The 24679-nt window shown below is 56.1% G+C and carries 24 protein-coding genes; 22 read left to right on the top strand and 2 right to left on the bottom strand.

Features of this window, described 5'->3' with window-relative positions; translation table 11 throughout:
• Window positions 1-3372 (top strand): Ig-like domain-containing protein (locus tag L579_RS20495; RefSeq protein ID WP_036627721.1); only part of this gene is annotated, 3372 nt, incomplete at its 5' end.
• 56 nt (window positions 3373-3428) lie between these two features.
• On the opposite strand, the gene L579_RS20490 is transcribed toward L579_RS20495, so the two are convergent.
• Window positions 3429-4907, bottom strand: coding sequence for a SulP family inorganic anion transporter (locus L579_RS20490; protein WP_036627718.1), 1479 nt, complete (start codon window positions 4905-4907; stop codon window positions 3429-3431).
• A 185-nt stretch (window positions 4908-5092) separates the two neighbouring features.
• The gene (locus tag L579_RS20485; RefSeq protein WP_021186069.1) at window positions 5093-5341 is read right to left on the bottom strand and encodes a biofilm/acid-resistance regulator YmgB/AriR; all 249 of its coding nucleotides are present in this window, start codon (window positions 5339-5341) and stop codon (window positions 5093-5095) included.
• Between the two features lie 440 nt (window positions 5342-5781).
• On the opposite strand from L579_RS20485, the gene L579_RS20480 reads away from it, so the two are divergent.
• The 21 genes from L579_RS20480 to L579_RS20380 all read left to right on the top strand — a co-directional run bounded on the left by L579_RS20480 (window position 5782) and on the right by L579_RS20380 (window position 24553).
• Entirely contained in the window at window positions 5782-6213 is a 432-nt protein-coding gene (locus L579_RS20480; RefSeq protein ID WP_021186068.1) for a MarR family winged helix-turn-helix transcriptional regulator, read from the top strand.
• A gap of 2 nt (window positions 6214-6215) precedes the next feature.
• A complete protein-coding gene (locus L579_RS20475; RefSeq protein ID WP_021186067.1) occupies window positions 6216-7877 on the top strand; it encodes an MFS transporter in 1662 nt (553 codons plus the stop codon).
• A gap of 15 nt (window positions 7878-7892) precedes the next feature.
• Window positions 7893-8981, top strand: coding sequence for an HlyD family secretion protein (locus L579_RS20470; protein WP_021186066.1), 1089 nt, complete (start codon window positions 7893-7895; stop codon window positions 8979-8981).
• Window positions 8978-10348: an efflux transporter outer membrane subunit gene (locus L579_RS20465; RefSeq protein WP_021186065.1), complete on the top strand. Its 1371-nt coding sequence runs from the start codon at window positions 8978-8980 to the stop codon at window positions 10346-10348. Before L579_RS20470 ends, L579_RS20465 begins: the two co-directional genes overlap by 4 nt.
• 227 nt (window positions 10349-10575) lie before the next feature.
• The gene (locus L579_RS20460) at window positions 10576-10968 is read left to right on the top strand and encodes a hypothetical protein (RefSeq protein ID WP_152521917.1); all 393 of its coding nucleotides are present in this window, start codon (window positions 10576-10578) and stop codon (window positions 10966-10968) included.
• A gap of 174 nt (window positions 10969-11142) precedes the next feature.
• Window positions 11143-11871, top strand: a complete 729-nt coding sequence (locus tag L579_RS20455; protein ID WP_036627713.1) for a beta-ketoacyl synthase chain length factor — start codon at window positions 11143-11145, stop codon at window positions 11869-11871.
• Complete coding sequence (locus L579_RS20450) at window positions 11864-12661, top strand: lysophospholipid acyltransferase family protein (RefSeq protein WP_021186062.1); 798 nt, start codon at window positions 11864-11866, stop codon at window positions 12659-12661. Before L579_RS20455 ends, L579_RS20450 begins: the two co-directional genes overlap by 8 nt.
• Before the next feature lie 3 nt (window positions 12662-12664).
• Window positions 12665-12922 (top strand): phosphopantetheine-binding protein, encoded by a 258-nt coding sequence (locus L579_RS20445; RefSeq protein ID WP_021186061.1) that lies wholly within the window; start codon window positions 12665-12667, stop codon window positions 12920-12922.
• Between the two features lie 11 nt (window positions 12923-12933).
• Window positions 12934-13185: an acyl carrier protein gene (locus tag L579_RS20440; RefSeq protein WP_021186060.1), complete on the top strand. Its 252-nt coding sequence runs from the start codon at window positions 12934-12936 to the stop codon at window positions 13183-13185.
• 7 nt (window positions 13186-13192) lie between these two features.
• The gene (locus L579_RS20435; protein WP_021186059.1) at window positions 13193-13753 is read left to right on the top strand and encodes a hypothetical protein; all 561 of its coding nucleotides are present in this window, start codon (window positions 13193-13195) and stop codon (window positions 13751-13753) included.
• A complete protein-coding gene (locus tag L579_RS20430) occupies window positions 13750-15078 on the top strand; it encodes an AMP-binding protein (RefSeq protein WP_021186058.1) in 1329 nt (442 codons plus the stop codon). Before L579_RS20435 ends, L579_RS20430 begins: the two co-directional genes overlap by 4 nt.
• Window positions 15065-15412: an ApeI family dehydratase gene (locus L579_RS20425; protein WP_021186057.1), complete on the top strand. Its 348-nt coding sequence runs from the start codon at window positions 15065-15067 to the stop codon at window positions 15410-15412. Before L579_RS20430 ends, L579_RS20425 begins: the two co-directional genes overlap by 14 nt.
• Window positions 15406-17100, top strand: coding sequence for a glycosyltransferase family 2 protein (locus L579_RS20420; RefSeq protein WP_021186056.1), 1695 nt, complete (start codon window positions 15406-15408; stop codon window positions 17098-17100). The genes L579_RS20425 and L579_RS20420 overlap by 7 nt, the downstream gene beginning before the upstream one ends.
• Window positions 17093-17509: an acyl-CoA thioesterase gene (locus tag L579_RS20415; protein WP_021186055.1), complete on the top strand. Its 417-nt coding sequence runs from the start codon at window positions 17093-17095 to the stop codon at window positions 17507-17509. Before L579_RS20420 ends, L579_RS20415 begins: the two co-directional genes overlap by 8 nt.
• Window positions 17506-18117 (top strand): outer membrane lipoprotein carrier protein LolA, encoded by a 612-nt coding sequence (locus L579_RS20410; protein WP_021186054.1) that lies wholly within the window; start codon window positions 17506-17508, stop codon window positions 18115-18117. Before L579_RS20415 ends, L579_RS20410 begins: the two co-directional genes overlap by 4 nt.
• Window positions 18083-20404 (top strand): MMPL family transporter, encoded by a 2322-nt coding sequence (locus L579_RS20405; RefSeq protein WP_036627708.1) that lies wholly within the window; start codon window positions 18083-18085, stop codon window positions 20402-20404. The genes L579_RS20410 and L579_RS20405 overlap by 35 nt, the downstream gene beginning before the upstream one ends.
• On the top strand, window positions 20401-20973 hold the full coding sequence (locus L579_RS20400) for a DUF3261 domain-containing protein (RefSeq protein WP_021186052.1): 573 nt from the start codon (window positions 20401-20403) through the stop codon (window positions 20971-20973). The genes L579_RS20405 and L579_RS20400 overlap by 4 nt, the downstream gene beginning before the upstream one ends.
• Entirely contained in the window at window positions 20970-22127 is a 1158-nt protein-coding gene (locus L579_RS20395) for a beta-ketoacyl-[acyl-carrier-protein] synthase family protein (RefSeq protein ID WP_021186051.1), read from the top strand. The genes L579_RS20400 and L579_RS20395 overlap by 4 nt, the downstream gene beginning before the upstream one ends.
• On the top strand, window positions 22120-22593 hold the full coding sequence (locus L579_RS20390) for an ApeP family dehydratase (protein ID WP_021186050.1): 474 nt from the start codon (window positions 22120-22122) through the stop codon (window positions 22591-22593). Before L579_RS20395 ends, L579_RS20390 begins: the two co-directional genes overlap by 8 nt.
• Window positions 22590-23321 carry a 3-ketoacyl-ACP reductase FabG2 gene (locus L579_RS20385; protein WP_021186049.1) on the top strand — a complete coding sequence of 244 codons (732 nt, stop codon included), beginning with the start codon at window positions 22590-22592 and terminating at the stop codon, window positions 23319-23321. The genes L579_RS20390 and L579_RS20385 overlap by 4 nt, the downstream gene beginning before the upstream one ends.
• Entirely contained in the window at window positions 23321-24553 is a 1233-nt protein-coding gene (locus L579_RS20380) for a beta-ketoacyl-ACP synthase (RefSeq protein WP_021186048.1), read from the top strand. The genes L579_RS20385 and L579_RS20380 overlap by 1 nt, the downstream gene beginning before the upstream one ends.
• Window positions 24554-24679: the final 126 nt, after the last annotated feature.

The following is a 24679-nucleotide window of genomic DNA, read 5'->3' as shown; positions in this document are numbered from 1 at the left end:
ACTCAGGACACCGTACCGCCAACCGGAACCACCACCATTGCGGCCGAAGACAACGATGGTAAGGTGATCAACGCTGAGAACCCGACCAAAGACAGCACACCGACTTTCAAAGGTCAGGTGACGGGTGCCCAGGCAGACGATTACGTGGTCATCAAAGACGGTGACAAAGTACTGGGAACGGCAACGATAAATGCAGACGGTAGCTGGGAGTTCACGGTGCCGGAAGGTGAGGAACTGCAAGACGATGGTCACTCCATTACCGCCACTGTCACCGACAAGGCGGGCAACGAAGGGCAACCGTCTGCTGCGCTGGACTACACTCAGGACACTGTAGCACCAACCAGCACCACCACGCTGACCATCGAAGACAATGATGGCAATGTGATTGACGCCGAGCACCCGACTAAAGACAGTACGCCGACCTTTAAAGGTCAGCTCACGCCTCCTGAGAAGGGCACCATTGTCATCATTAAAGACGGTGAAACCGTGCTGGGTTCAGTTGTGGCGAACGACGACGGCACCTGGGAGTTTACGGTACCGGCAGGGAAGGAACTGGCTGAAAAGGATCACTCCATCACTGCTACCATCACCGATGCGGCAGGCAATGAGGGGACCACTACCGATCCGGTGAACTATGACCAGGATAACACCAACCCAGAACCGGCCACTGATGTCAAAGTGACCAATGACCAAACCGATACGGATGTTGGAGCGGGTGGTCTGACTAACGACAACACGCCAACATTGAGCGGCAAGGCTGAAGCAGGTTGCACGGTCTACATTTACGACAAAGATGGTAATGCGATTGCTTCTGTCGTCACTGAGGCGGATGGCAGCTGGCGTATCCAACTGCCGACGGTGTTAACCGATGGGCTGTACAACGAAATGACAGTTCAGGTCGTGGATCAAGCGGGTAACGCGTCAACTTCGACGCCGGTGCCTGACTTTACGGTGGATACCCTTAACACCAATAAAACCACGATTGAGACTGATGCGGAAGCGGCTGAATCGACACCAACCTTTAAAGGTCAGGTTGAGTTAGGTACAGAAGATACCGATTTCGCCAATATGACCATCACCATTTACGATCGCAATGGCCTTGTGATTGCCACAGGTATTCCGGTTAATGCGGATGGTAGCTGGGAATATACCGTACCGGACGACGAAGCACTCGGATCTGGCGCGCATAATATCTCGGCAGTGGTGGTTGATGCCGCTAACAACGAATCACAACCGGGCTATCTGAATGGTACTGAGGACGGCGGCTGGACGATTCCTGCGGTGCTCTACTCCGACGCAGGGGGCGGTGAAGGGGATATGTTCGGCTATGCCATGGTGGTTAGCGGTGAATATATTTACATCAGCGCACCAAATGGCGGCACAAACGCAGCTGGTCAGCCAACCAACCAGGGGATCATTTACGCCGTCAAAAAAGAATTTTCTTCCCTGTTAGATGGCAGCACCAGTATCGAGAAGTTATTCGCCGCGAACCCAGGCATGGGAACGATTATTTCGAATAATGGTGATGCTAAGGGGGATGGCCAACCTGATGTGAACAGCTATCAGGGTTATGGCATGAAAGCGCTGGACGGCGGCTGGGTGGCGATTTACATGCACGAAAAGGACACTGTCTACTTTGTGAAGGAATCGTTACTTACTGATAATAATTTCGATCTCAGTCTGATTTCTAACGCAGAGAATGGAAAGAGTCAGTATGGGTTCATGATGACCCTTGCCAATGGCCTTGACAGCTGGTTCGGTTTCAATGTCAATTCCATGGAGAATGAGGACGGAACGCTAACGTTCCTGATCGGTGACATTCATGGGGCTCGTGAGCAGACAGGTAACATCACTACTGTCACCTTTAATCCGAATGGCACCAACCCGGATGGCAACTGGACAAACATGCACCTGATCCGAGATCCGAATGACACGACGGACAATGCTGCCTGGGTTCCGAGCGAGACGCTTCCAGCTGGTATGGTGATTGGTAAAATCGGCCATGAAAATACAAATGGCACAGTCGGTTCAACCCAAAGCTATAACTTTGGCACGGATATCGTGTACATGGGGGATGTTTTTGGCAATGGTTCTAACTATGTTGCCTTTATGGATGCGGCATCTGCTCATACCGGTGCATCTTACCGGGGTTCCTGGTATTTCTATAAGATTCCAGATACCGGTTTGCCGAATGACTTCAGCATCGGTGATGTGGCTGACGAAGATTTAATTGTTATTGATAACATTGGTGCGGGGTATTTGAACCTCATCGCGAATGATGTACTCGGAGACTTTGGTAGCGATGAGTACAAGCCGATTAGTCATAACATTGCCATGCTCGGTCATTTCGGTAGTGGTGAGCACACGGATATTGCCATTGCTTCTGCTGGTGATTCCCAAGGTGGGGCTAACGGTAAGGTATGGATACTCCATAGTGACAAAATCACTGATGACATGACGATCGGTGTCAATACTGATAATCCGAAGTTTAACACCGATGTAGGTTATGCCATTGTCAGTAAAGTCCAGGCTGGCCGAGGTGATAAAGGAGAAGGCTTTGGTCTGAATGTCATTGGCGGTTATGACATGAATCGCGATGGTACTCAGGATCTTATCATCAGCGATCCGTTGGCAATGAAGGATGGTAAATGTGTGGGTGCCGTCTATATCGTCTACGGCGGTCATCAAGCGGACTATCTGCAATACCTGGCTTCGTTGGGTACGGATGCGACGGGTGAGATTGATATACAGGTCATCCTGAATAAAGGTTGGGGCGAGGTTCACTACGGAAGTGTTGATAATCAGAGGTTTGGTTGGTCGGTTGAAGTCGTTGATATGAATAACGATGGCGCACCGGATATGTTGGTAGGTGCTCCTTCGCAGTTGGGAACGGGCGCCACCAACACTGAAGGTGAAGCGACTAACCCGCAGTACAACGGCCAGGTGTACGTGGTTTACAACACCCATTCAGCCCCGGCTGAGGATGCCGCTCCGAGTTCTCGCAGCTACAGCTTGCCGGCTGATGAGCAAAACCATGACGATGGCGGTATCCCGCTGTTGCTGGATGGTGAACACCAGAACGTTGATCTGGCGGCCCTGACGGAGTCCCTGAAGGATACGCACAGCATCGATATGACTGACGGCAACAACACGCTGAAGGTGAATAACCAGACGCTGGATAGCTGGGAAGGCGCTGATGGTGATGCGCTGATTGTCAGCGGTGAGAATGGTCTGGTGCAGTTGACCGGTGGCATTGAGAACTGGCACAGCAACGGCACCGTGACCGTCGATGGTAAGGTTTATACGGAGTACCAGAGCAGCGGTATGGCGGAAGTACTGATTGAAGACAGGATTCACGTCAACATCCTGTAATCATTAAAGAAAGGAGAAACGGCCAGGCGTGGTGACACGCCTGGCTTTTTTGCTTCTTATCCCAGCGTACCTGTCAGACGCCGATGAAAATCGCTGCTGCGATTATCCAGCCCAATAAAGGTCACTTTCGCACCATGACGTTGATAGCGGTACTCAATCGCGTCCAACGCCGCAACGCTGGAAGCATCCCAAATCTGTGCATGAGTCAAATCAATCGTCACCAATGCCGGATCGTGGGCATAATCAAAATGTTCAAACAGGTCATTGCTGCTGGCAAAGAACAATGGACCACGCACGGTATAATGAACCTGTTCTCCGTCTTCACTGAGTTGACGTTCGGCCTGGATCACATGGGCAATGCGGCGCGCGAACAGCATCATGGCGAGGATCACCCCCATTAACACCCCGATCGCCAGATTGCCGGTCCACACGGTAACGGCGACGGTCAGCAGCATCACCAGCGTTTCCGACCACGGCATACGTTTCAGCGTGGCGGGTTGCAGGCTATGCCAGTTGAGGGTTTTCACCGCGACGACCATCATAATGCCCGCCAGCACCACCATTGGAATCTGCGCCATTAACTTACTCAGGCCGGTCACCAACAGTAACAGCACCACGCCAGCGGCTACCGTCGAGACTCGGGTGCGCGCTTTACCCAGCTCTACGTTAACAATGGTTTGACCAATCATGGCGCACCCGGCGATGCCACCATAAAATCCGGCAAGAATATTAGCAATGCCAAGACCCCATGATTCACGGCGTTTACTGGATGGGGTATCGGTGATGTCATCCACCAGTTTCGCCGTCAGCAGCGATTCCATCAGGCCGACAAAGGCGATACTCAACGCGGTGGGCCAGACAATTTGCAGCGTTTGCACATTCAGTGGCACCAGCAATTGAGTAAAGCCTGGTAATCCGGCGCTCATCGGGCCTTCATCACCCACGTTTGGTACCCGATAGCCCATCAGCAGCGCAATTGCGGTCACTACCACAATCGCTATCAACGGCGAAGGGATGCTTTTCAGCACTTTAGGCAGCAGCAGCACAATCGCCAGCGTCACCGCAAATAACACCCACACCAGGCCGGACTGCCCCCAGACATGCGGTACCTGGGCAAAAAAGATCAAAATCCCCAGCGCGTTGACGAAACCAATCATCACCGAACGCGGGATATAACGCATCATGCGTGCCATCCCGGCGAGACCAAACAGAATCTGGATCACGCCACCCAATATCACCGCTGGCAGAATATATTCCACGCCGTGCGCATGCACCATCGGGCCAATCACCAGCGCCACCGAACCCGCCGCCGCTGTCACCATCGCCGGACGGCCGCCCAGCAGGGAAAGGGTCAGGCACAGCACCACGGATGCAACAAGGCTGACTTTGGGGTCCACTCCGGCGATCACCGAAAAGGAGATCACTTCAGGGATCAGGGCCAGTGCGGTAATCACGCCAGCCAGACATTCCCGGGTGAGTAAAACAGGCGAGCGTAAGACGCGGCTCACCGTGAGGTCTTCAGTTGGTTGGCTCATAAATTTTGCAGGCTCTTTTATTATGTTGCGCTTACCGCGAGGGTAAGGCAGTAACCAGATGCGAAACAGATAAGGGAAGGGATGTTACCGGTCAATGTGGCGGGATACCAGACTATCAACGCGAAGCGGCGCGATTTGTCGCGCAGTCTCGCAAAACCCGCGCGATGAATCGCGCGGTTACGCGCTTAAATGGCTAAATCGTCAGGTGTTTTATTCACCACTTTCTCCAACAACTGACGATAAATATTCAGTTGTGCCACATCACTTTCCTGCTCCAGTCGGGTGATCAGTACGGAGATAATGGCTTTATTGGTCACCGGCATACCTGTTTGCAGGATTTCGCCAATGATTTGAGCAAAGACCTCTGCGTTATAAGCCGCAGGTTTTAAAAATTCGGTTATATCCTGGTCGTTGCTGGTTACGGTGTTTTGCATGTGTACAGCCCTAAGATGTAAACCTGCTGATGATAAAACTTTCGCGCGGACAGGCGTGAAAGACCCCAATTCACCAAACTGACAAAAAAACACCTCTGCAGGTGGAAATCCACTAACACTTGCAGAGGCGACGCAATATGCATCATTCGTTACGAGACCGTTAAAAGGTCTATGGGGAATAAACTTATACAATGAGATTAAGTCTGTACAAGTAAAAACCTGATCATTTTGTGCTATTAATTAACTTACAGCCAGATATAGCGACTTTTTTGTGATGGAACTTATACAAGGAAGCTGTACAGATTCCTTGCTGGTGACAGATTTGCACTACAATTATCGGCGCGTATGGACACTAATTTAGGGCACTTTTCATTCGCAACTGGGTCTGCGTATAATAGCGGAAAATTTAGTTAGATATCTAACCATTAGGTTGCTACTCTTTGAGCCAATATCCCCAACCCTTCTCCCGTCTGTTACATCTCACCGCTCATGCGTGGCGACTGGCTGTTGATCGCCGTCTGAAAGAGAGTGGCATGAGCATGAGTAGCTGGATGGCGATTGCCACCGTGGCGACCGCCAGTGAACCGCCAACACAAAAAGCGCTGGCGCTGCTGCTTGGTCTGGAAGAAGCCAGCGTAGTGCCGTTAGTGGATCGGCTGGTGAAGCAACAATTGCTGGCGCGAGTTCAGCCGCCAGAGGACCGGCGTAAGCGCCTGCTGGTGCTGACGGAGCAGGGCGGTGTCGCTTATGCAGAAGTGAAAGCGCAGGCAGATGCGCTACGCGCTCAGTTGCTGGCGGATATTGATCCCCAGGCGTTGGCAATAACAGAACAGGTATTGCAACAACTTCTGGCGCGGCTGGGAACCTTGTAGCTATGGCAAAGCGTAACCCCTATGCCCAGCGTGAATGGCTACCGCATGAAAAGCCGATGCTACCGGGGTCACCCTCTACGCCTCTCCATTCACCGGCGAAACGCATTGCCTTCGGTCTGATAGGTATGCTGATCTCTCTCACCGGCGCACTCAGCAATGCGCTGGTCACGGCGAATCTCACCAATCTGCAAGGCACCTTCGGCGCGTACTCCAACGAAATCGCCTGGCTACCGGCGGTTTATGTGATGGGCAATATCTCCATCAATTTGTTGCTAGTGAAGTTTCGTCAACAGTTTGGTCTGCGACTGTTTACCGAGGCCTTTCTGGTGCTGTACGTGCTGGTGGCGTTCTTCCATCTGCTGGCTAACGATCTCAGCTCGGCGATAATCGTACGTACCGCTCATGGCATGGTTGGCGCGGCGCTCAGTTCATTGGGTATCTACTACCAAATCCAGGCGTGGCCCGCGAAGCACCGCCTGAAAGCGCTGGTCATCGGTCTGACTGCCTCGCAGCTGGCAATCCCGCTGGCGCGGCTGTTCTCCACTGAGCTGTTGCAGCTGGATGAATGGCGTGGGTTATATCTGTTTGAACTGGGTCTGGCAATGATCGCGCTGGGGTGCGTGCTGGTAGTGAAACTGCCGCCGGGTGATCGTATTAAAGCTTTCGAAAAACTCGATTTTCTCACCTTTATTTTGCTGGCGCCTGGCATGGCGCTGATCTGCGCGGTGCTGTCGCTGGGACGCATTGAATGGTGGTTTACCACGCCGTGGCTGGGCATCGCGCTGGCCATTGCGTTGGTGTTGATTGTCACCGCCGTGGTGCTGGAGCATAACCGGCAAAATCCGCTGATTAACACCCGCTGGCTCAGTAACGGCATGATGATCCGGCTGGGAATTGTGATGATTATGATGCGCATTGTACTGGCAGAGCAAAACACGGGTGCGGTGGGTTTCTTGCAGCAACTGGGTTTGCTTAATGACCAGATGCGCGGCATGGCACTGGCAATTATCTGTGGCGTGATGGCTGGCATGGCGCTGAGTGCGCTGACTATCCGGCCCAGCCATCTCAGCTGGCCAATTGTCTTCTCGCTGGTGGTGATGATCATCGCTTCACTGATGGACGCGCAATCCAGCCCGCTGACGCGCGGCGATAACATGTATTTCAGCCAATTTTTATTGGGCTTCAGCAGCGTTTTCTTTATGACGCCTGCCATGCTGTTTGGCATCGGCAGCGTGGTGACGCAGCCGAAAAACCTGGTGAGCTTTGTGGTGTTGTTCGGTATGAGCCAGAACCTGGGGGGGCTGATTGGTGCGGCGATCCTCGGCACTTTCCAGACGTGGCGCGAAAAATATCACTCCAGCCTGCTCGGTGATCAACTGTCGCAGCTCAATCCCAACGTGACTGAGCGTTTAAGCCAGTACAGCGCGCTATTCAGCAGTCAGCTCCCGGATGGCTCGCTACTCAGTGCGCAAAGCGGCAGTCAGCTGCAAACCGTTTCTACTTTGCAGGCCAATATCCTGGCTTACAACGATACCTATTACCTGACAGCGGGCCTGGCGCTGATGACCCTGATGTGGGTGTTATGGCGTCTGACGCGCCTGCGTTATCTCAACTGGCGTCAGGCACGACGCAATCTGGCGGAACAGCGCCAACAGGCCAGCTAACCGAACGGAGACATCATGAGTCAACAGGACGATCTTCAGGCCGCAGAGCGTGAGCGCATCAACCGTCGACGTATCCTCTCAATTGCCGCAGGCAGCGGCATCGTGCTGGTCGGGGTGTTGGTGATCCTGTATGCCTGGCAGTTGTGGCCATTCACCAGCACCATCCAGTCAACGGAGAACGCCTACGTCCGGGGGCAGGTGACGTTTATCAGCCCGCAAGTCAGCGGTTATCTGACGTCAGTCAACGTGGTGGATTTGCAGCCGGTGGAAAAAGGGCAGTTGCTGATGACCATTGATGATCGTATCTATCGCCAGCGGGTGCATCAGGCACAGGCGCAACTGGCGATGAAACAAGCGGCACTGAATAACAATCAGCAGCAGCGAAAAAGCGCGCAAGCCACCATCGTCAGTAACCAGGCGTCACTGGACAATGCCAAAGCGCAGGCGTTGAAAAGTGGTTTTGACCTGAAACGTGTGGAAAATCTTACCGCCGACGGCTCCTTATCGGTGCGGGAGCGCGATGCGGCACGCGCAGCGGATGCCCAGGCGCAGGCCCAGGTGCGTCAGGCCGAGGCGCAATTGGCGGTTGCGCAGCAGAATCTGCAAACGGTGATTGTGAATCGCGCTTCGCTCGAGGGGGATGTCGCCAATGCGCAGGCGGCGCTGGAGCTGGCGGAGATCGATCTCGCCAATACCCGCATCATTGCCCCGGATAACGGCCAACTCGGCCAGTTGTCGGTGCGCAAAGGCACCTATGTCACGGCAGGCACGCGCCTGACGTCAGTGGTGCCGGACAATAAATGGGTGATCGCCAACCTGAAAGAGACGCAGCTGGCACGTATCCGGCCAGGGTTGCCGGTGACCATTCGTGTGGATGCGCTGGATGGCAAGCGTTACGACGGCACGGTGGAGTTCATCTCTCCTGCGGCAGGCTCCGAGTTCAGCGCGATTTCGCCGGATAACGCCACCGGCAATTTCGTCAAAATTGCGCAGCGCATTCCGGTGCGAATCAAGGTACATGGTGATTTACAGCAACTGCGTCCCGGGATGTCGGTTGAGGTGGATATCGACACGGCGGCAGAGCCGCGCGAGGACAAACTATGAGTCGGTTGCTGCTGACAACGCTCGCCGCCTTATGGCTGAGCGGTTGTGCCACCGAAGTGGATAAAGCGCCGACCTCCTTGCCGATTCCGGAAAGCTGGCGTCAGCAGGTGGGGCCGGGCGCTGCGCCGGAAGCGCAGTGGTGGCGTGCCTTTGGTGATGAAAACCTCAACCGCCTGGTCAGTCAGGCGTTGCAGCACAACAGCGATATTCTCACCGCCCGAGCCCGTGTCGATCAATATCGTGCGCAACTGCGCGCCGCACAGGGCGATGACTACCCGAGTCTGACGGCAGGGGCAGGCGCCACGCATCAGCGCGCCATCTCTGCGGCTACCGGTTTGCCTTATGAGAATGCTGTGTTTCAGGCATCATTACAGGCCAATTACGAGGTGGATTTGTGGGGCAGCCGCAGCAATAGCATCAGCGCGGCTGAGGCTTCACTGGAAGCCCAACGCGCGGCGGCGTCAGCGGCGGAATTAACCGTTGCCAGTTCGGTGGCATCGGGTTATCTCAGCCTGTGTGCCCTGGATGAACAGTTGCGCGTCACCGAGGATACGCTGACCTCACGCGCCAATTCACTCAGGCTGGCGCAGCGTCAGTTTGAAACCGGCTACTCGTCACGGCTGGAGTGGATGCAGGCGTCGTCAGAGTATCAAACGGCCAAAGCGCAGGTGCCGCAGTTGCAGCACCAAATTACCCAGCAGGAAAATGCCCTCAGCGTGCTGGTAGGGATGAACCCGCGAGAGATTGCCCGCGCCGATCATTTCAACCAGGTGATGCCGCAGACGCTGCCGAACCTGTTACCGTCGCAACTGCTCAAGCGTCGTCCGGATATCGTTCAGGCGCAGCGTCAGTTATTGGCTTCCGATGCCTCGCTCGCTTCGGCGCAAGCGCAATTGCTGCCCACCCTCAATCTCACGGCCAGCGGTGGCCTGGAAAGTTATCATCTGCATGAATTGCTGGCGAATCCATTCCGTCTGTGGAGCATTGGCGGCAGCGTGCTGGCACCGATTCTCAACCGCGAAGCCCTGACGGCACAAGTTGATGTGGCGATGGCGACACGCAATCAGGCGCTGTATGGCTATGAAAAAGTGGTGAGAAATGCCTTTGCCGAAGTGGATACCGCACTGGATGCGATTCGTCGCAATCAGGAACAGTTGACGGAACTGGAGAAACAGCAAAACTACGTCAGCGAAGCGCTGCGCATCGCCCGTAACCGCTATCAAAATGGTTACGCCTCCTACCTTGATGAACTGGACGCCCAGCGTACCCTGTTCAACACCCAACTCAGCGTCGTCAGTGTGAAAAACACCCTCTTATTGGCGCAAATCGAACTCTATCGGGCATTGGGAGGAGGATGGAAAGGTTAATCATTGCCCGATAACTGCATTTTCTGGCAGGTATGTCTGCACTATCAGCGATTTATCTGACTTTTAAAGGCTTGCTTCAGGTCTTTGAGTCATTCATGCTTTTTTTTACTTGTCTTTACAATAAATGGTATTATCCGCGCCATTTCACGCTGTCTTTACGGAAGAGTGTAGGTTTTTTTACACGCGCGGCCGCTTTAGTGGGTTGCCATGACAAGGGAAAAAAGGAAATGATGAAGAAAACATTGGGTAGCGCTTTGGTTATTGCGGCAGTGCTGTTAACCGGATGCGTATCACGCACCCAGCCAATCGATAATATCAACCAGTCGCTGAGCCAGCATTACAGCGACAGCCAAATGAAAAGCGCCATTATTGAGGCGGGCATCAGCCGCCAGTGGGTAATGACACCTGCCGGACCTGGCGTGATCAATGGCCGCCTGGCACAGCGCGGTCACTCAGCTGACATTCGCGTGACTTACACCCCTCAGAGCTACAGCATTCAATATGTAGGCAGCCAGAACCTGTTGGCCAGTGGTGGTCAGATTCACCGTAATTACAACCGCTGGGTTCACAACCTTGACCAGGATATCCAACTGCGCCTTGCGGCACAGGCTGCAAAATAGTCGCCTCGACCATACGTAGATAAAGTTAATCAGTATACTGCCGACATATGATCAGCTGGGCCGTTGGCCCAACTGATGTTGGCAGAGATTTGCCGGATGACGGGAGTCAGGCAAGGAAGGGATGCCACACAGTGACAATTTCACCGTCCCTATAGCTCATGAAAGAATGCAGGTATGAAACTCGCTTACACGCTTATTGACTGGCACGCTATGGCGCCCGGGCTTGACCTGGTCAGCGACTGGCACCAGTGGGCGCAACAGCCCCCATTGATTGATGCCACGCAACCTCTCGCAAAATCACAATTTCTGCCGATGATGACTGCCCGTCGCCTGAGCAATGGCAGCCGTGCGGCGGTGGAGTGTGGATTGGCGTTGTTGTCCCGTCAGCAGGTCGATGCGGTGGTCTTTACCAGCCGTCATGGAGAGCTGGAGCGTAATCTGCGCATCCTCACGGCGCTGGCACATCAGCAAGCGCTATCGCCTACCGATTTCGCCATGTCGGTTCACAACTCGGCGGTTGGCAGTTTGACCATTGCCGCGCGTCAGCCATTGGTTGCGACGTCCGTTGCGGCAGGCATGGACAGTTTCCAGCAAGGGCTGATTGAAGTGGCCGCCTTACATCAGGCGGGTTATCAGCAGGTTTTGCTGGTGGATTTTGACGGGCAGGTCCCGGACTACTATCGTCCCTGGCTGGCGCAGATGCCATTCAATGCACCTTATGCGGTCGCGTTGTTGCTGGGGACGGGCACCATGTGGCGCTGTCAGGCCCAACCCGGGCACACTGACCAGGCCGATACTCTGCCACAGAGCCTGCTGTGCCTGCATGGTCTGTTAAGCCAGCAGGTAGCGTTTAGTATTCAGGGTGAACGCCATCGCTGGCAGTGGGAGCGTGAACATGGCTGATAACACATTGTCACTGCAACGTTCAGGCTTCAATTATTACTGGCGGCTGGTGATGACCGCCGTAAGTTTTACCTTGTTCAGTGTGGGAGGCTTACTGCTGTCCCTGATCTGGTTCAATGTGCTACTGCTGGTGCAGCGCGACGCGACGCGACGCCGGCAGCTTGCCCGTCGCAGCATCGCGTGCAGTTTCCGCTGTTTTTTACGCTTCTGCCGATGGGTTGGGGTATATGACTACCGCATTGAAGGGGCGGAGTTACTGCAACAGGATCGCGGCTGCCTGATTGTGGCTAATCACCCCTCACTCATCGACTACGTGATGATTGCCTCGGTGTTACCGGAGATGGATTGCCTGGTCAAAGCCGAGTTGCAGCACAGCTTCTTTTTACGCGGCGTTATTCGTGCTGCCGATTACCTGATCAACAGCGAAGCAGAAACGCTGTTGCCGGATAGTCAGCAACGCCTGGCGCGCGGCGATACCATTCTGATTTTTCCTGAAGGTACCCGCACCCGTTATGGCGAACCTCTGAAACTGCAACGCGGCGCGGCGAATATAGCGGTCCGCGCCGGATGCGATCTGCGCGTGGTTCATATCAGCTGCACCCAGCGTATGCTGGATAAACAAAGTCGCTGGTATCAGATTCCGCCGGTTAAACCCCTTTTTACTGTACGCGTACAATCGCGTATTGATAGCCAGAGCTTTAGCGAAGCCAATGAAGATGCGCAGCCGCTGGCAGCGCGTCGCCTGACGCGTCACCTGCAACAGGCACTGGTCCCTGACGAGATAAAGTAAGTTATGCAATCACTGAACAACGAAATAAAACAAATGATTATCGACACGCTGAATCTGGAAGATATCAGCGTTGATGATATTGACACCGATGCTCCCCTGTTCGGCGAGGGATTGGGGCTGGACTCCATCGATGCGCTGGAGCTGGGACTGGCGGTAAAGAATCGTTTTAGCGTTCAGCTCTCCGCTGAAAGTGAAACGTTGCGCGCGCACTTTTTTTCCGTGGCCACGCTGGCTGCGTTTATTGAACAACAGCAAGCCTGAGAGCGGTAAATATGATGAATAAAGACGAGATTTACCAGGAAGTTGCGGCGCTGCTGACCTCATTGTTTGAAATTGATGCTGACGACATTCGTCCGGATGCGCGTCTGTATGAGGACCTCGAACTCGACAGCATTGATGCCGTCGATATGGTGGTGCACCTGCAAAAACGTACTGGCCGTAAGATCAAACCGGAAATTTTCCGCTCGGTGCGTACTGTGCAGGATGTGGTGGATGCCGTTGACCAATTGATGCGTGAAGCCTGAGAACAAAATGCGTGCGGCACTGCGTCTGCTGAATGGCATCGCCCTGCTCGCATGGCCGTTGCTGGTCTGGCTGGCGCTGACGTATCCGCACTGGCGCGCCTTGTTGTTGGTGCTTGCTGTGCTGTTTGTGCTGCGCGGCTGGAGCTTACGTAACTCTCACGGTGCCCTGGCGCGAGGTGGGTTGCTGCTGGCGCTGGTGGGAAGCCTGCTGTGTCTTGCCAGCCTGGTGCTGCGTCAGCAACATCTGTTGCTGTGGTATCCGGTGGTGGTCAATGCCCTGATGTTGCTGCTGTTTGGCACGTCATTATGGCGAGGCATGCCGCTGGTGGAACGCATCGCCCGGTTGCGTGAACCACAGCTACCGCCTCGTGCTGTGCGCTACACCCGACGTGTGACTCAGGTGTGGTGCCTGTTTTTTGTTTTTAACGGCAGCGTGGCGTTAATGACCTGCCTGCGGGCGGATCTCGCGCTATGGACACTCTGGAATGGATGCATCAGTTATCTGCTGATGGGAATGCTGATGGGCGGCGAATGGCTGCTGCGTCAGCGGATGAGGAAACAGGCATGAACGTACAGCCCATCGCCAACTGGCTCAACGCAGAGGATCGCCTGGTGGCCTGGCAGGGTCAGCAGGAATATCGTTTATCCACGCTGCGCCAACAGGTGATTGCGTTATCTGCACGTATCAAGACGCAGCCGGGACAACATTGGGCGTTGTGCTTCGACAACAGTTATCACTTCACCGTCGCCCTGCTGGCGTTATGGCATCTGGGGAAAACCCCGGTGATCCCGGGTCATTGCCGGGCAGCACAACTGGAAGAGATGGCGGCCAATATTGATGGGGTGATCAGCGATATGCCGCTGACCATTTCGTTGCCGCATCTGCTTTGGGATGGCGCGCAGGCGGAAGGGGAGCTGACTGCGATTGCCGCTGACGCAACCCTGGTGTTGTTTACTTCTGGCTCAACAGGAACGCCACGTCCGGTGGTGAAATCCGTTCGCGCGCTGGACCTTGAAGCGCAATGGCTGGCCACGTTGTGGGGAGAGCGCCTGCAACACAGCCATGTCATTGCCTCCGTCAGCCATCAGCATCTCTATGGCCTGAGTTTCCGCATCGTGTTGCCAATGGCATTGGGTTTACCCTTTGCCGCGCAGCAGTTGTTTTACAGTGAACAGCTCGCTGATCAGACCCCTACACGCCGTTATGCGTTTATCAGCAGCCCGGCATTTTTACGTCGACTGGACGCGTCACTGCATCTGCCGCGCTGTGCGTTAATCGTTTCCGCCGGCGGGGCGTTACCCTGGCCCGATGCACAGCGCACGCAACAATGGCTGGGTTGTAGCGTCGATGAAATTTATGGCAGCACTGAAACCGGCGTGATTGCCTGGCGTTATCTCAGTGCCGGGCAGACGCCGTGGCAATGTTTCCCGGCGGTAGAACTTTGTCGTCAGGAAAATGCGCACTGGCGTGTTTTCTCCCCGTTGCTGGAAACACCCGCAGGTTGTGCGCTGGACGACCGTATCCTGCCGCAGTCGGAGGGGCGATTTCAACTGGCTGGCCGCCAGGATCGGGTGGTAAAAATCGAAGATAAGCGCGTCTCACTGAGCGAAATCGAACGACGTCTGTTGGATTTGCCGGGTGTGAACGATGCGGCAGCGCTGGCGATCCAGCGTCATGGTCGCCAGGCGATTGGCGTGGTGCTGGCAATCGCACAGCTTCCTGAACCCGCTGCGCTGTCACACTGCAAACAGCGTTGGAGACAGGCGCTGCAACCCTGGCTGGAGCCGGTGGCGATGCCTCGCTACTGGCGTGTGGTGACGACCATCCCGGTTACCGCGCAAAGTAAGCGCGCCTGGCCGCAAATTGAGGAGCTTTTTCATGTTGCCGATTGAACTTGATGTGCAGCAACAGGAGACGGCGCTGACGCTGCGATTGCGTGTACCTGGCGACCTGCTATGGTTTCAGGGCCATTTTCCGACGCTCCCTATTTTACCTGGTGTGGCGCAACTCGATTGGGTGCTCTATTACGGGCTGACGCGTCTGGTGCCAGGCAAAGCCTTCTCGTCGATTGAGAACATCAAGTTTCAGCAGCCGGTGCCACCGGACGCTGAACTGGAACTCCAGCTCAACTGGCAGGCAGAGAAATCCCTGCTCAGTTTTCAATATCGGTTACTGTCTGACCGCGCCCAACCGATCGCCAGCAGTGGGAAGATTCGCCTGTGCTGAGTGAACCCTTTTCTCCCTGTGTGCTGATCCCCTGCTATAACCACGGCGCGATGCTGGCGTCGGTGTTGCAACGCCTGGCACCGTTTAATTTGCCAATTATCATCGTGGATGATGGCAGCAATGCTCAAACCCGCCAGCTGATTGATGACCTCATCGCGCCCGATCTGCATGTCCATCGGTTGTCAGCCAATCAAGGTAAGGGTGCCGCAGTGATCGCCGGAATGCGCGTTGCCGCAGCCAGAGGATACAGCCATGCATTACAGCTGGATGCAGACGGTCAACATCAGGTGGAAGACACGCCCCGTATGCTGGAGGAGGCACGGCGCTATCCGCACAGCCTGATTTCCGGTCAGCCGCTGTATGACGCCTCGATTCCTAAGTCACGTTTATATGGCCGCTACATCACCCATTTTTGGGTCTGGATCGAGACGCTCTCGTTTTCGTTAAAAGACAGCATGTGTGGCTTCCGCGTCTATCCGCTGGTGCCATCGCTGGCGTTATGCGATCGCCAGCCGATTGGGCAGCGGATGGATTTTGATACCGAAATCATGGTGCGCCTTTACTGGCAGGGTACGCCGAGCCGCTTTCTGTCCACGCGCGTGACCTATCCGGTAACCGGTGTGTCGCATTTTGATGCGTTGCACGACAATCTGCGCATCTCGTGGATGCACACCCGTTTATTCTTCGGCATGCTGCCGCGCATCCCACAGTTGCTCCGCCAGCGGGGCAGTAACCGCCATTGGTCGGCAACCCCGGAACGTCGGGGTCAATGGGGTCTGCGGTTTATGTTGTGGTTGTATCAACATGCCGGGCGGGGACCTTTTGTACTGCTGCTGTGGCCGGTGGTTGCGGTGTACTGGCTCAGCGGACGTCATGCGCGCGCGGCGTCACAGCAGTGGCTGGCAAAGATTCAGCGCTGTGCGCAACAACAACATCTCAGGTTGCCCGCACCCCTCAATAGCTACCGCCATTTTCTGCGCTTCGGTTACAGCATGCTGGATAAGGTGGCGAGCTGGCGCGGTGATGTGCAGTGGGGACGTGATATTGATTTCGCACCAGGGGCGGAAGCGGTCATTCGTGCCGCCGATGGCAAAGGGCATCTGATCCTGGCTTCACATCTGGGCGATATCGAAGCGTGCCGCGCCATGGCGAAGCAGGTCAGCGGCCTGGTGATCAACGCATTGGTGTTTACCGATAACGCGCAACGCTTTCGCGAAGTGCTGGAAAGTATCGCGCCGCAGGCAGGGGTTAATCTGATGCCGGTCACCGATATGGGGCCGGATACAGCGATCCTGCTGCAACAAAAACTGGACGCCGGGGAGTGGGTGGCGATTGTTGGCGATCGCACAGCGGTCAATCGCCAGCGAGGCGGTGAGCGACGCGTGATCTGGAGTGAATTTCTCGGCCAGCCAGCACCGTTCCCACAGGGACCGTTTTTACTGGCAGCCGCGCTACGTTGTCCGGTTTTGCTGATGTTTGCCTTGCAGCAGCACGGTAAATTACGGGTGTATTGCGAAAACTTTGCCTCCCCTTTATCGCTGCCCCGTGCCACTCGTCAGCAGGCATTGCAGCAGGCGGTGGATCGCTATGCGCAACGTCTGGAGCATCACGCCTTTCTGGCTCCGCTGGACTGGTTCAATTTTTATGATTTCTGGAGCTTACCGGGAGAGGAGAGTCGCGATGAGTGAGCCGAACCACCGTGCCGAGGTGGAAATTGTGGTTTCGTTTAACGACTGCGACCCAATGGGAGTGGTATGGCACGGCCATTATTTCCGCTTTTTTGAAGCGGCACGCGAGGCGTTGTTGCGCAGCGTGAATTACAGCTACCACGAGATGGCCGCCAGTGGCTACGTCTGGCCGGTGGTAGATACGCGGGTGAAATACCGTCAGCCACTGCGTTGCGAAGAGCGCATTTGGGTCAGCGCGACCATCGTGGAATATGAAAACCGTTTGCGGATTGATTACCACATCCACAATGCCGCCGGACAACTGACCACCAAAGCCCACACCATTCAGGTGGCGGTGGATCAGGCCACGCAGGAAATGTGTTTTGTCTCGCCCGCCATATTGTTTGAACGTCTGGGGGTACAACCGTGAAACGATTTTTGCTGACGTTGCTGTTGTTGTGGAACGTCGCCGCGCATGCGGTGACCCTTGATCAACTGCAACAACGTTTTGCCAGTCAGCCGGTTATTCGTGCCAACTTCGTGCAGGTACGCACCATCGCCGGAATGGCGCAGCCGTTGGTTTCACGCGGTCAGTTGCTGATTGCCCAACAGCAAGGGCTGTGGTGGCAACAGAATACGCCTTTCCCGATGACGCTGATTCTGGATGATAAACGCATGGTGCAAAGCATGAGCGGTCAACCACCGCAGGTGATCACGGCTGAAAGCAACCCACAAATGTTCCAGTTTAATCATCTGCTACGCGCCCTGTTCCAGGCTGATGAAAAAGTGTTGAAAGAGAATTTCACCCTCGATTTTCAGGATAAGGGCAATGAAAACTGGCAACTGGGACTGACGCCGAAAGCGGCACCACTGAATAAAATTTTCAACCGTATCGAGTTGCAGGGGGGCGCGTATCTTAACCGCATCCAACTGGACGATAAGCAGGGAGATAAAACCGATATCACCCTGAGCGATACCCGGACCGAACCCGGCCATCTGACCGATGAGGAGCGCGCGCGTTTTGCTCCGACACCGTGAAAAAAATCTGGCGCTGGTGTGGTTGACGGTCTGCCTGGCGCTGGCTATCGCATTGGCCTGCCTGTTACCGCGTAGCCAGCTAAACAGCAGCGTGCTGGCGCTGTTGCCGCAGCAGAATCTCGGCCAGGCTCCTGCCGAGATTCAGCAGGCTTTTATGCAACGTCTGGATCGTCAGCTGGTCTGGCTGGTGAGCAGTAACGCCGATGACGGTGATGCCGTGGCGGCCTGGTGGCAGGCGCAGCTCAAGGCTTTACCGGAACTGAAGCAAGTCAGTGGCGCAATGGACGATCAGCAAATGCAGCGCTGGGGTGCCTTCGCCTGGCAGAATCGCAATGGTCTGATTGACGACGCCACGCGTGCGCGGCTGCAAAGCGGCGGGGCAGACCAGGCAGACTGGATTCTGGCGCAACTGTTTTCCGCTTTCGCCGGCGTGAGCAGCCAGGAGTTACAGCACGATCCGCTGCTGCTGGTGCGTGGGGCGCAGCTGGCCTTACAGCAAAATGCCAGCAAAATGGTGCTGCACAATGGCTGGTTGACGGTGAATGACCCACAGCAGCGACGCTGGTATTTTTTGCACGGCGAGCTGGACAGCAATGCCTTCAGTATCCGGCAAAGTCATCAACTGGTGACGGCGCTCAACCAACTGGAGCAGCAACTGAAAACGCGCTGGCCGGATGCCCGGCTGTTGACGCGGGGCACGGTGTTATTTAGCGATGATGCCAGCCAGCGCGCGCAGCATGATGTCGAGACGTTGGGGAGTGCGACGCTGGCGGGATTGTTGCTGCTGATCTGGCTGGTGTTCCGATCGCTGCGACCGCTCGCGTTGTGCGCGCTGTCGGTGGCGATTGGCGCGATGGCGGGGACGGTAGCGACCTTGCTCTGTTTTGGCGAGTTGCATCTCACCACGCTGGTGATGAGCCTGAGTATTGTTGGCATTTCAGCGGATTACACCCTGTACTACCTGACCGAGCGCATGGTGCACGGCAACGAGGCATCGCCCTGGCAAAGTTTGCAGAAGGTGCGTGCCACCCTGCTGCTGGCGCTGGCCACCACCGCCATCGCCTGGCTGCTGATGCTGCTGGCTCCCTTTCCCGGTCTGCGCCAGTTGGCGGTATTCGCCGCCAGTGGCCTGAGTGCTTCCTGCCTGACGGTGATCTGCTTCTACCCCTGGCTGGTGCGGGGGCTGCCGGTGCGCCCGATCCCCGGCATGGTGTGGCTGGCCCGCTGGCTCGCTGCCTGGCGACGCCAGCGGGTGCTGATGTGGGGATTACCGGCACTGGTCGCCATTTACGCACTGCTCGGTATCCTGCAACTGCGGGTGGATGATGATATTGCCCATCTGCAAAGTGCACCGCAGCAGCTACTGGCCCAGGACCGGCAACTGGCGCAGCTTACCGGGCAGCAGGCCGATCAAACCTGGTTTGTGGTATGGGGGGATAACCAGCAGCAAACGCTGCAACGGGTGAGCGAGCTGGCTCCAGCGTTACAGCAGGCCCGGCAGCACCGATGGCTGGAAGGGTATCGTATCCTGCCACTTAACTCGCTGGCACGACAGCAGCAGGATTTGACCTTGCTGGCACAAGCAGCCCCCACCATTACGGCACGGCTGAAGCAAGCGGGCGTGACGCTGGCAGAAGCCGATCTGCACGCCATGCCGGTGACGCCGGAAAACTGGCTGGCAAGTCCGTTGAGTGAAGGCTGGCGTTTATTGTGGCTGTCGCTGCCGGATGGACGCAGCAGCGTGCTGGTGCCGGTGAATGGTGTGCGTGACAGTGCGGCACTGGCACAACTGGCGGCGCAACAACCTGGTGTCAGCTGGGTTGATCGCAAAGCCAGCTATGACCAGCTGTTTGGTTTCTGGCGCACATTATTGAGCGGGCTGTTGGCATTAGCGTTGCTATTGATCACCCTGAGTTATGTGATACGGCTGGGGTTGAAAGCTGGCTTGCGTAGCGCGTTGCCCTCCTGGCTTTCGCTGGCGGCGGCACTGGCGACGCTTGGCTGGATTGGGGCCAGTCTCAATCTTTTTGCCTTGCTGGCTCTGATTCTGGTGCTGGGTATCGGCATCAATTACACGCTGTTCTTCAGTAACCCGCGCGGCACACCGCTGACTTCAATGCTGGCAGTGACGCTGGCAATGATGACGACGTTGCTGACGCTGGGCATGTTGGTGTTCAGCAGTACCAGCGCCATCAGTAGCTTTGGCGTGGTGCTGTGCAGTGGCATCTTCTGCGCATTCTTACTGGCGCCACTGGCGCTGGCCCCCCGGAAAAGGAAGCAATCATGAACAAGGGCCTGATTTTTCTGCTGATCGCACTGCTGCTGGGTGGCTGTGCCCGTCAGACAGAGCCCACTCATCGGCCAACGGCGTGGCTCAAACCGGGGGTTCGCGTCACGCTACCGGCTCCGGGGATTACACCGGCTTTCGAACAGCAGCAGCTGTTAACCGGTCACGTTAAAGGGAAAACGCAATCGTTGCTGGTGCTGTTGGCGGCGGATGAGCAACATATCAGCCTTGCCGGGTTATCGTCGCTCGGCATTCGTCTGTTCCGCGTCACGTATGATGCGACCGGCATTCATACCCAACAGATGATGGCGCTGCCGGAGATGCCGCCCGCCAGCCAGGTGTTGGCAGATATTATGCTGAGCCACTGGCCGATCAGCGCCTGGCAGCCACAATTACCTCAAGGCTGGCAGTTGCAGGATATTGGCGATCGTCGCGAGCTGCGTGACCCATCCGGTACGGTGGTGACGTTGATCCGTTATATGCAACATGGCACGCAACGTGAGCCGATCAGCATTGATCAGCGCGCTTTTGGTTATCAAATTCAGATTCAACACCTGGACGCATCATGATTTACATCTCGGCTTACGGCATGGTTAATGCACTTGGCAACAGCCTCGAGCAGATCGCTGCCCAATTGCAACAGGGCGAAGCTCCGGGGATGCAGCCGCGCGAGAGCTGGTTGCTGGCGGGGAAACGCTGTTGGGTGGGCGAAGTTCTGGGCGAGCTTCCTACCATCCCCACCGAACTGGCCGCGCATAACACCCGTAACAACCAACTGCTGCTGGCTGCGCTGGCGCAGATTCGCCCGGCGGTGGAGGCGGCGGTAGCGCAGTACGGTCGCGATCGTGTGGCGGTGATCCTTGGCACCAGCACCTCGGGGGTTGATGAGGGGGATCGTCAGGTTAGTGCCGGCTTAAGCGGCTATGACTACCGGATGCAGGAGTTGGGCGATCCGTCACGCTTCCTGGCGCATTATCTGCAACTGGATGGCCCGGCTTATACCCTCTCCACGGCCTGTTCTTCCAGCGCGCGCGCCATCATTAGCGGCGAGCGCCTGATTGCGGCAGGCCTGGCGGATGTGGCGTTGGTGGGCGGGGCGGATTCGCTCAGCCGGATGCCGATCAACGGCTTTGCCAGTCTGGAATCACTTTCGGAGCACCATTGTGCGCCTTTCAGCCGCGATCGTGACGGGATCTCGATTGGTGAAGCGGCGGCGTTGTTGTTATTAACGCGCGAGCCTCAGCCCCTGGCGCTGCTGGGCGTTGGCGAGTCGTCGGATGCCTGGCATATGTCGGCACCGCACCCGGAAGGTGTGGGAGCAGAACGGGCAATGACGATGGCGTTGCAGCAGGCAGGTTTAGCACCAGAGCAGGTTGGTTATATCAATTTGCACGGCACCGCGACGCCGTTGAACGATCAGGTGGAAGCCGCCGTGGTGCAGCGGCTGTTTGGTGATCGCGTACCCTGTAGCTCCACCAAACACCTCACGGGACATACGTTAGGCGCAGCAGGTGCCACCGAAGCCGCGTTGTCGTTGCTGCTGCTGGATCAACATTTACCGCTGCCTCCACAGGATTTTTCTCGCGCGGAACGCGACACCACTTTAGCGGATTGTGGCCTGATTACCGCACCAGTGCCGCTGGGGCGTCCGGTTATCGCGTCTAATTCATTTGCTTTTGGCGGGAACAATACCTGCCTGATTACAGGACGCGTCGATGGTTGATTTTCTGCCGGTAAGTGAATATTTACCGCACCGTGCGCCGATGTTGCTGCTGGATCGTGTTATCGCAGTCAGTGCTGACCATGTCATCTGTGCAGTGACCATTGACGGGCAGGGCGTACTGGCACCGTTTCTGACGCCGCAAGGGGAGCTGCCCGCCTGGTTCGGTGTGGAGATCATGGCGCAGACCGTGGGCGTCTGGTCGGGTTTTCATGCCCGGCAGCAGGGGGAAACTCAGATCCGCCCCGGCATGCTGCTCGGCGGGCGGGGGTATCGCCCGATAGCAGCTACTTTTCCAGCCGGAGCGCATTTGCAGGTGGAGATGCATTTGCTGATGCGTGATGACCGGCTTGGCAGTTTTGAAGGAAAAATTAGTCATCAGTCTGAGTGTCTGGCGACTGGCCGCCTTAACACTTATCAACCCGATGACGATGAATTACAACGATTATTACAAGGACATCAGCCATGACACGTAGCGTTTTAGTAACCGGCGCAAGTAAAGGAATCGGGCGTGCCATTGCCCTGCGGCTGGCGCAGGATGGTTTCCATGTGACGGTGCATTATCACCGTGACGCCGCTGGCGCAACGCAAACGCTGGAGCAGATTATCGCGGCGGGCGGTAGCGGTCGCACCATACAATTTGATGTCGGGCAGCGGGAGGCAACGCGCGCAGCGCTGGAGCAGGATATCGCCCGCTTTGGTGCCTGGTATGGCGTGGTGAGCAATGCCGGTATTACCCGTGATGCGGCTTTCCCGGCATTGAGCGATGAAGAATGGGACAGCGTGATCCACACCAATCTCGATAGTTTTTATAACGTGATTCAGCCTTGTGTGATGCCGATGATCGGCCTGCGCCAGGGGGGGCGGATTGTCACCTTATCGTCAGTCTCGGGCATCATGGGCAATCGCGGGCAGGTGAACTACAGCGCTGCCAAAGCTGGCATTATCGGTGCCAGCAAGGCGCTGGCCATTGAACTGGCTAAACGTAAAATTACCGTCAACTGTATCGCGCCGGGATTGATTGATACCGGTATGACCGATTTGGAACCGCAGGTCATCGACGAAGCACTGAAGCTGATCCCGATGAAACGTATGGGGGGAGCCGAGGAGGTGGCAGGCCTGGCCAGCTATCTGATGTCGGATATCGCGGGTTATGTTACGCGTCAGGTGATTTCAATCAATGGGGGTATGCTGTGATGCAACGTGTGGTAGTCACCGGAATGGGCGGTGTCACGGCGTTTGGTGAAAGTTGGTCTGCGGTGGCTGAACGTCTGAAACAGGGTAAAAACGCGGTGCGTAACATGCCGGAATGGCAGATCTACGATGGTCTGCATACGCAACTGGGCGCGCCGGTGGACGATTTTACGCTCCCGGATCACTATACCCGCAAACGCATTCGTGCCATGGGGCGGGTGTCGCTGCTGGCGACCCGCGCCACGGAACTGGCGCTGGAGCAGGCGGGGTTGATTGATCATCCGGTACTGACCAGCGGGGAAACCGGTATCGCCTACGGCTCCTCGACCGGCAGCACCGGGCCGGTGAGTGAGTTCGCCACCATGCTGACCGAAAAACACACCAACAATATCACCGGTACCACTTACGTGCAGATGATGCCGCACACCACGGCGGTGAACGCCGGGTTATTTTTTGGCTTGCGTGGTCGTGTCATCCCGACATCCAGCGCCTGTACCTCGGGCAGCCAGGCCATCGGCTATGCCTGGGAAGCGATTCGTCACGGCTATCAGACGGTGATGGTCGCCGGGGGAGCCGAAGAACTCTGCCCTTCGGAAGCGGCGGTGTTTGACACCTTATTTGCCACCAGCCAGCAAAACGCGGCGCCTGGACTGACGCCAGCCCCGTTCGATCAGCAGCGCGATGGGCTGGTGATTGGTGAAGGGGCCGGCACCCTGATTCTTGAGTCGCTGGAGCATGCGCAGGCGCGTGGGGCGACGATCTATGCCGAACTGGTCGGGTTTTATACCAACTGCGATGCGGCGCATATCACACAGCCGCAGCGGGAAACCATGCAAATTTGCATCGAGCGTGCCTTGCAAATGGCGGGAGTGACCCCGGAGCAAATTGGCTACATTAATGCCCACGGCACCGCTACCGATCGTGGTGATATTGCCGAAAGTCAGGCCACCGCTGCGGTGTTTGGCGAAAATACGCCGATCTCCTCCCTGAAAAGCTACTTCGGCCATACGCTGGGGGCATGTGGGGCACTGGAAGCCTGGATGAGTATTGAGATGATGCGTGAAGGCTGGTTTGTGCCGACGCTGAACCTGACACAGCCCGCCGCGGAATGCGGAAAGCTGGATTACATCATGGGCGAAGTACGTCAGCTCGAAACGGATTATATCCAGTCAAATAACTTTGCTTTTGGCGGCATTAATACGTCCCTGGTGTTCCGCCGTTGGCAAGGGATGTAACGCCACCATTCCCGTAGCGGTGCGATTTATCGCGCGTTATTTGTCTGTAGCATTAAAGTCAAAGGCGCGCGATAAATCGCGCCGCTACGTCTCAACATCAATTTTCTGTCATGCCCCGTCAGGAAT

It is taken from the genome of Pantoea sp. AS-PWVM4 (genome assembly GCF_000468095.1).
Classification (GTDB): domain Bacteria; phylum Pseudomonadota; class Gammaproteobacteria; order Enterobacterales; family Enterobacteriaceae; genus Pantoea; species Pantoea phytobeneficialis.
The sequence above is the reverse complement of the archived record's forward strand: the minus strand, read 5'-3'. Positions and strand labels throughout refer to the sequence as shown.

Coding starts and splice junctions, on each gene's coding strand:
- L579_RS20490 (WP_036627718.1), bottom strand. CDS start 4,907: ATGAGCCAACCAACTGAAGACCTCACGGTGAGCCGCGTCTTACGCTCG.
- L579_RS20485 (WP_021186069.1), bottom strand. CDS start 5,341: ATGCAAAACACCGTAACCAGCAACGACCAGGATATAACCGAATTTTTA.
- L579_RS20475 (WP_021186067.1), top strand. CDS start 6,216: ATGGCAAAGCGTAACCCCTATGCCCAGCGTGAATGGCTACCGCATGAA.
- L579_RS20470 (WP_021186066.1), top strand. CDS start 7,893: ATGAGTCAACAGGACGATCTTCAGGCCGCAGAGCGTGAGCGCATCAAC.
- L579_RS20465 (WP_021186065.1), top strand. CDS start 8,978: ATGAGTCGGTTGCTGCTGACAACGCTCGCCGCCTTATGGCTGAGCGGT.
- L579_RS20460 (WP_152521917.1), top strand. CDS start 10,576: ATGATGAAGAAAACATTGGGTAGCGCTTTGGTTATTGCGGCAGTGCTG.
- L579_RS20455 (WP_036627713.1), top strand. CDS start 11,143: ATGAAACTCGCTTACACGCTTATTGACTGGCACGCTATGGCGCCCGGG.
- L579_RS20450 (WP_021186062.1), top strand. CDS start 11,864: ATGGCTGATAACACATTGTCACTGCAACGTTCAGGCTTCAATTATTAC.
- L579_RS20445 (WP_021186061.1), top strand. CDS start 12,665: ATGCAATCACTGAACAACGAAATAAAACAAATGATTATCGACACGCTG.
- L579_RS20440 (WP_021186060.1), top strand. CDS start 12,934: ATGATGAATAAAGACGAGATTTACCAGGAAGTTGCGGCGCTGCTGACC.
- L579_RS20435 (WP_021186059.1), top strand. CDS start 13,193: ATGCGTGCGGCACTGCGTCTGCTGAATGGCATCGCCCTGCTCGCATGG.
- L579_RS20430 (WP_021186058.1), top strand. CDS start 13,750: ATGAACGTACAGCCCATCGCCAACTGGCTCAACGCAGAGGATCGCCTG.
- L579_RS20425 (WP_021186057.1), top strand. CDS start 15,065: ATGTTGCCGATTGAACTTGATGTGCAGCAACAGGAGACGGCGCTGACG.
- L579_RS20415 (WP_021186055.1), top strand. CDS start 17,093: ATGAGTGAGCCGAACCACCGTGCCGAGGTGGAAATTGTGGTTTCGTTT.
- L579_RS20405 (WP_036627708.1), top strand. CDS start 18,083: ATGAGGAGCGCGCGCGTTTTGCTCCGACACCGTGAAAAAAATCTGGCG.
- L579_RS20400 (WP_021186052.1), top strand. CDS start 20,401: ATGAACAAGGGCCTGATTTTTCTGCTGATCGCACTGCTGCTGGGTGGC.
- L579_RS20395 (WP_021186051.1), top strand. CDS start 20,970: ATGATTTACATCTCGGCTTACGGCATGGTTAATGCACTTGGCAACAGC.
- L579_RS20390 (WP_021186050.1), top strand. CDS start 22,120: ATGGTTGATTTTCTGCCGGTAAGTGAATATTTACCGCACCGTGCGCCG.
- L579_RS20385 (WP_021186049.1), top strand. CDS start 22,590: ATGACACGTAGCGTTTTAGTAACCGGCGCAAGTAAAGGAATCGGGCGT.
- L579_RS20380 (WP_021186048.1), top strand. CDS start 23,321: ATGCAACGTGTGGTAGTCACCGGAATGGGCGGTGTCACGGCGTTTGGT.